4 protein-coding genes are annotated in these 6,094 nt (G+C 74.5%); 3 read left to right on the top strand and 1 reads right to left on the bottom strand.

Annotated elements, in window-relative coordinates; translation table 11 throughout:
• The first annotated feature begins 350 nt into the window (after window positions 1-350).
• Window positions 351-1,165, top strand: a protein-coding gene (locus tag ABD308_RS37625) for an IS5 family transposase (RefSeq protein ID WP_344345235.1) whose coding sequence is annotated in 2 segments (ribosomal slippage) — window positions 351-705 and window positions 705-1,165 — 816 coding nt in all. Because the reading frame shifts where the segments join, the coding sequence is not laid out codon by codon here.
• 156 nt (window positions 1,166-1,321) lie between these two features.
• Here ABD308_RS37625 and ABD308_RS37620 read toward each other — a convergent pair.
• Window positions 1,322-3,073 carry a sigma-70 family RNA polymerase sigma factor gene (locus ABD308_RS37620; RefSeq protein ID WP_344345231.1) on the bottom strand — a complete coding sequence of 584 codons (1,752 nt, stop codon included), beginning with the start codon at window positions 3,071-3,073 and terminating at the stop codon, window positions 1,322-1,324.
• Between the two features lie 225 nt (window positions 3,074-3,298).
• Between ABD308_RS37620 and radA the strand changes: the two genes are divergently transcribed.
• A complete protein-coding gene (gene radA, locus ABD308_RS37615; RefSeq protein WP_344345227.1) occupies window positions 3,299-4,798 on the top strand; it encodes a DNA repair protein RadA in 1,500 nt (499 codons plus the stop codon).
• Between the two features lie 188 nt (window positions 4,799-4,986).
• Window positions 4,987-6,045, top strand: coding sequence for a DNA integrity scanning diadenylate cyclase DisA (gene disA / locus ABD308_RS37610; protein ID WP_344345239.1), 1,059 nt, complete (start codon window positions 4,987-4,989; stop codon window positions 6,043-6,045).
• The last annotated feature ends 49 nt before the right edge of the window (window positions 6,046-6,094 follow it).

The raw sequence follows: 6,094 nt of genomic DNA, 5'->3' as shown, positions 1-6,094 counted from the left end.
CTCCGCCACCGGCCCCAGGCCGCTCCGGGCTCCGCCACCGGCCCCAGGCCGCTCCGGGCTCCGCCACCGGCCCCGGACCTTCGTGTGCTTCGCCGCCGTATCCCGGCCCTGCCCGTGCTTGTCCGGCCTTGGCCGTGTCGGGCTTCGCCGCCCGGCCCCGGGCCGTCCCTGCGTACCCGGCCCCGGGCCGTGCCGGGCCTCGCCACCCGGCCCGGGCCTTCGCGGGCTTCGCGCCGCCTGGCTTCGGGGCCTACCTTTCCACCGCCCTCCTCGGCTTCGGCCGGCTTGGAGGAGCTAACAGAACCGCGCGGCGCCCATGTCTGTTCGTCCATCGGCTCGTTGAGTAGGCCGTGGGGAAGGGACCGCCGTGGTTGGTGCCGGACGACCTGTGGGGCCGGATCGAGCCGCTGCTGCCGGTGCGGCAGCAGCGGCTTCGCAGGATCGGCCGCCCGCCGTTGGACGACCGGGGCTGCTTGCAGGGGATCCTGTTCGTGCTGCACACGGGCATCCAGTGGGAGTGGCTGCCGCAAGAGCTCGGCTTCGGTTCGGGCATGACCTGCTGGCGCCGCCTGCGGGACTGGCACGAGGCCGGAGTCTGGGACCGGCTGCACCAGGTGCTGCTGACCGAACTGCACCGCGCCGGCGAACTGGACTGGTCGCGGGTGGTGATCGACGGCTCGCATCACCAGGCCCGTCGCGGCGGCCCAAAACGGGACCGAGCCCGGTCGACCGCGCCCGGCCGGGCTCGAAGCACCACGTGATCACCGATGGCCGGGGCACGCCGCCGGCCATCACCTTGACCGGCGGCAACCGCCATGACATCACCCAGCTGCTGCCGCTCCTGGACGTGATCCCCCGCATCCGCGGCACGACTGGCCAGCCGCGCCACCGGCCCCGGCGACTCTTCGCCGACCGGGGCTACGACTTTGACAAGTACCGCCGACTGCTCTGGAAGCGGGGCATCAAGCCGGTCATCGCCCGTCGCGGTGTGCCGCACGGCTCCGGGCTCGGAGCCGTGCGGTGGGTCGTCGAACGTACCAACGCCTGGATCCACGGCTTCCGACGCCTGCGGATCCGCTGGGACATCCGCGACGACATCCACGAGGCCTTCCCCAAACCGGCCTGCTGCGTGATCGCCTATCGACGCGTCCGAGCCTTGTGTTAGCTCCTCTTGGCCGCCCGACTCCGGGCGGATCTCGATGCCGCCCGCCGCAGGCCCTGTCCCGTTGGGCTCTGTCGCTTGGTTCCGGTCGCGGCCCCAGACCTGGCCCGCCGCCCTCTCCGTCTGAGGCCGGGTGCGGCTCGGCTTGGTGGGGGCCGGTCAGTGTGGCGTGGGGCTCGCGGTGGGGGTGGTGGAGGGGCTTGGAGACGCCGGGTTGGTCGGCTCGGTGGTCGGGGTGACGGTCGGCGTCGAGGTCGGCGTCGAGGTCGGTGTCGGAGTCGGAGTCGGCGTAGGGCTGGCGGTAGGGGTCGTGCTCGGCGTGGCGGTGGGTTCGGCGGTGGCGGGAGTCGTCGGGGACGGGGTGCCGCCGCCGCGGTGCTGCGGGCCGCCCGCCAGGGTGACCACGGCCTGCGAGGGCGGCAGCGCGATCCGGGCGGTCCAGCGGGTCGCCGGGGCGAGGTCCTCGTCGACGCCGGCGATCACCGTGATCCGCTGTCCGGGGGCGAGCGTGCCGGCGTCGCGGCTGAGCCGCAGCCAGGGCGCGTCCACGACGGCGTGCCAGTGGATCTCGGTGCCGCCGGCGTTGGTGAGGGTGAGCACCGTGCGGCTGCCGTACTCGCCCGCCTCGACGGTCAGCAGGCCGGACGGTGTCGCCGCCGACGGTGCCTCCGGTGCGTCGGCCGCCGCGGGGGCGGGTGTGGGGGCTGGGTCCGGGACCGGGATCCCAGGCAGCAACGTTTCTGCAGTGAGCGGCCTCGCCCCCGCCAGCTCCATCCCGGCCACCGCCGGACCGGACCCACGGTGGGCCCCGTCGACCGTCCCGCCGGCCACGCTGCCGGCCACGCCGCCGACCGCCCCGGTGATCCCCACGGACCCGCCAGGATCCGCCGAAGCACCTACCGAACCACCCGCCGAACCACCCACCACGCGCTCCCTCTCGACCCGGACCGAGGAGACCGACGCCGCCACCCCCGGCCCGTCGCCGCCCCGGTGCCCGGCCCACAGGGCGACGATCGGCGCGGCCAGGACGGCGGCCAGCACCCCGGTGGTCACCACCCGCCGCCGCACCGTCGGCCCCCGGCCGGTGTCCGGTGCCCGGTGCCGGGGGAACCCGTCCTGGTCGAAGCGGAGCCCGGGCTCGGCCACCGTCACCGGCGCGGCCGTCCGCCGCCCGGCACCCCCGGGCGGCACGGGTGGCGCGGTCAGCACCGGCAGCCCGGACGGTCCGGCGGCCCCGTCCTCCGGTACCTCGTCCGCGACCCGCTCCGCCGTGCCCCGGCAGGTCGGGCAGTCCACCACGTGTCGCACCAGCTCCCGGCGGAGCGCGGGGCCGAGCACCCGGTCCGGCCGGCTCTCGGCCTCCGCGCCGCCGAGCCGGTCCAGCTCGGGGCAGCTGCCGACGCCGAGCACCAGCAGGGCGGCCCTGGTCCGGTCGACCTCGGCCCGCGCGGAGACGAGCAGTGCCCGGACGGTTTCGAACGGCTGCCCGAGGACGGCCGCCACCTCGATCGGGGTGAGCCGGTGCCGGACCGACAGCTCCAGGGCCTCGCGCTGCCCGGGATCGGTGCCGGCCGCCTCCGGCCAGGCCAGCGAGGCCAGTTCGCGCCGCCGTCGGACCGCCTCCGCCCCGCCGCTTTCACCAACCCCGCCGCCCTTGCCGCTTCCGCGGTCCCCGTCCGCCGGCCGCCGAAGGCAGCAGTACCGCGCCAGCGAGTACAGCCAGGCCCGGACCAGCCCGGGCTCGGCGAGCCGCCCGCCGTACCGGGCGGCCAGCTCGCGTACCTCCCGCAGGGCGGCCGAGGCGGCCTCGTGCTCGCACAGCACCGAGAGGCAGTAGGTGAAGAGGCCGTCCGCCTGTCGCTCGTACGCCGCGAGGACGGCGTCGCGCGGCCCTTCCGTACTCGTTGTCACCCATCCGACGGTAGAGACCGCACACCCTCGGTCCGGGTGATTCCGCCCGGTTGTACTTCTTTCGGGTAACAACATCGCCCATTCGTGGACCGCACCCGGCGAACCGCACCCGGCGAACCACACCCGGCGAACCACACCCGGCGAACCGCACCCGGCGACCGCACCTCGGCCGCCGCCCCGGTCGGCCACCCCCGCACTGTCGTACCCAGGCGCTACGGTGACCGCATGGCTGCCCGTACCAAGACCACCGCCAAGCCGCGCCCGGCGTACCGCTGCACCGAGTGCGGCAACCAGCTGCCCAAGTGGGTCGGCCGCTGCCCGGAGTGCAACGCCTGGGGCACGGTCGAGGAGTACGGCGCGGTGCCGATCCGCACCACCGCCGCCGGCCCGGTCAGCGCGCCCGCCCGCCCGATCGCCCAGGTGGACGGCCAGGTGGCCACCGCGCGCTCCACCGGCGTGCCCGAGCTGGACCGGGTGCTCGGCGGCGGCCTGGTCCCGGGCGCCGTGGTGCTGCTGGCCGGCGAGCCCGGCGTCGGCAAGTCCACCCTGCTGCTGGACGTCGCCGCCAAGGCGGCCGGCGAGCGGCACCGCACCCTCTACGTCACCGGTGAGGAGTCGGCGAGCCAGGTCCGGCTGCGCGCCGACCGGATCAACGCGCTCTCCGACCACCTCTACCTGGCCGCCGAGTCCGACCTCGGCGCGGTCCTCGGGCACATCGAGGCGGTCGGCCCCGGCCTGCTGATCCTGGACTCGGTGCAGACCATCGCCTCCGCCGAGCTGGACGGCGCGCCCGGCGGCCCGGCCCAGGTCCGCGAGGTGGCGGGCGCGCTGATCCGGGCCTCCAAGGAGCGCGGCATGGCCACCCTGCTGGTCGGCCACGTCACCAAGGACGGCCAGATCGCCGGCCCCCGCCTGCTGGAGCACCTGGTGGACGTGGTGCTGAGCTTCGAGGGGGACCGGCACGCCCGGCTGCGGATCATCCGAGGGGTCAAGAACCGGTACGGCGCGACCGACGAGGTCGGCTGCTTCGAGCTGCACGACGAGGGCATCGAGGGTCTGGCCGACCCGTCCGGCCTCTTCCTGACCAGGCGTGACAAGCCGGTGCCGGGCACCTGCCTGACCGTGACCCTGGAGGGCAAGCGACCGCTGGTGGCCGAGGTGCAGGCGCTGATGGTGGACTCCCAGATCCCCTCGCCGCGCCGGACCACCTCCGGCCTGGAGTCGCCCAGGATCGCGATGATCCTGGCGGTGGTCGAGCGTCACGGCGGGGTGAAGCTGGGCAAACAGGACATCTACACCGCCACCGTCGGCGGGGTGAAGCTCTCCGAGCCCTCGGCGGACCTCGCGGTGGCGCTCGCGGTGGCCAGTTCCTCCTCCGACACCCCGTTGCCCAGCAACCTGGTGGCGATCGGCGAGGTCGGCCTGGCCGGCGAGGTGCGGCGGGTGACGGGTGTGCAGCGACGGCTGGCCGAGGCGCACCGGCTGGGCTTCACCCACGCGCTGGTCCCGCCGGACCCGGGCAAGGTCCCGCCGGGCATGAAGGTGGTCGAGGTGGCGGACATCGGCGAGGCGCTGCGGGCCATCCCGGGCCGCCGCCGGGCCGCCGCCAAGCCGAGGAGTGAGGCACCGTCGGCGCCGCCGGCGCCCCGCGCGCACCGGCCGACGGCCTACCCGGAGGAGCTCATGGAGGGGTGGGAGCCGCTCGACTCCGACGAACTGCGCTGACCCAAGCCCTGTCGTTGCCGCACGCAGTTAGACTTCCCCTGTCTCATTGGTGATAAGGCAGTACTAAGCGACAGAGCAACAGACCGTAGGCCGGCGCCCCGCGCGAGGGCGTGCGGTACGGGGTCGACCGGAGGAGTCACGTGGCAGCCAGCGACCGGGCGGACAAGTCCTCCCGCGAGGAGGCCCTGCTGCGGGCCTCCCTCACCGCCATCGCCCCCGGCACCGCGCTGCGCGACGGCCTGGAGCGGGTGCTCAGGGCCAACACCGGCGGACTGATCGTGCTCGGCTTCGACAAGACCGTCGAGTCGCTCTGTACCGGCGGCTTCGTGCTCGACGTCGAGTTCACCGCGACCCGGCTGCGCGAGCTGTGCAAGCTCGACGGCGCCGTGGTGCTGGACAAGGACATCACCAAGATCGTCCGGGCCGGTGTCCACCTGATGCCGGACTCCACCATCCCGACCGACGAGACCGGCACCCGCCACCGCACCGCCGAGCGGGTCAACCGGCAGACCGGCTTCCCGGTGGTCGCGGTCTCGCACTCGATGCGGCTGATCGCCATGTACGTCAACGGCACCCGCCGGGTGCTGGAGGACTCCACCACCGTGCTGTCCCGCGCCAACCAGGCGCTGGCCACCCTGGAGCGCTACAAGCTGCGCCTGGACGAGGTGGCCGGCACGCTCTCCGCCCTGGAGATCGAGGACCTGGTGACGGTCCGGGACGTCACCGCCGTCGCGCAGCGGCTGGAGATGGTCCGGCTGATCGCCACCGAGATCGCCGGCTACGTGCTGGAGCTGGGCATCGACGGCCGGCTGCTCTCGCTCCAGCTGGACGAGCTGATCGCGGGCGTGGAGCCGGAGCGCGAGCTGGTGGCCCGGGACTACTTCCCGGAGCGCGCCGCCAAGAAGGGCCGGACCGTCACCGAGGTGCTGGCCGACCTGGAGGCGCTGACCCACGCCGAGCTGCTCGACCTGCAGACGGTGGCCAAGGCGCTCGGCTACTCGGGCTCGCCGGAGTCGCTGGACTCCGCGGTCTCGCCGCGCGGCTACCGCCTGCTGGCCAAGATCCCGCGGCTGCCCAACACGGTGATAGAGCGGTTGGTGGAGCACTTCGGCGGCCTGCAGAAGCTGCTGGCCGCGAGCATCGACGACCTGCAGACGGTCGAGGGCGTCGGCGAGACCCGGGCCCGTTCGGTCCGCGAGGGTCTGTCCCGGCTCGCCGAATCGTCCATCCTGGAGCGCTACGTCTGACCCGGGCCCGCCGCCCGCCGCACGCCGCCCTCACCCCGCGAACGCCGAA

The organism is Kitasatospora putterlickiae, from assembly GCF_039527695.1.
Taxonomy (GTDB): Bacteria; Actinomycetota; Actinomycetes; order Streptomycetales; family Streptomycetaceae; genus Kitasatospora; species Kitasatospora putterlickiae.
The sequence above is the reverse complement of the archived record's forward strand: the minus strand, read 5'-3'. Positions and strand labels throughout refer to the sequence as shown.

Coding starts and splice junctions, on each gene's coding strand:
- radA (WP_344345227.1), top strand. CDS start 3,299: ATGGCTGCCCGTACCAAGACCACCGCCAAGCCGCGCCCGGCGTACCGC.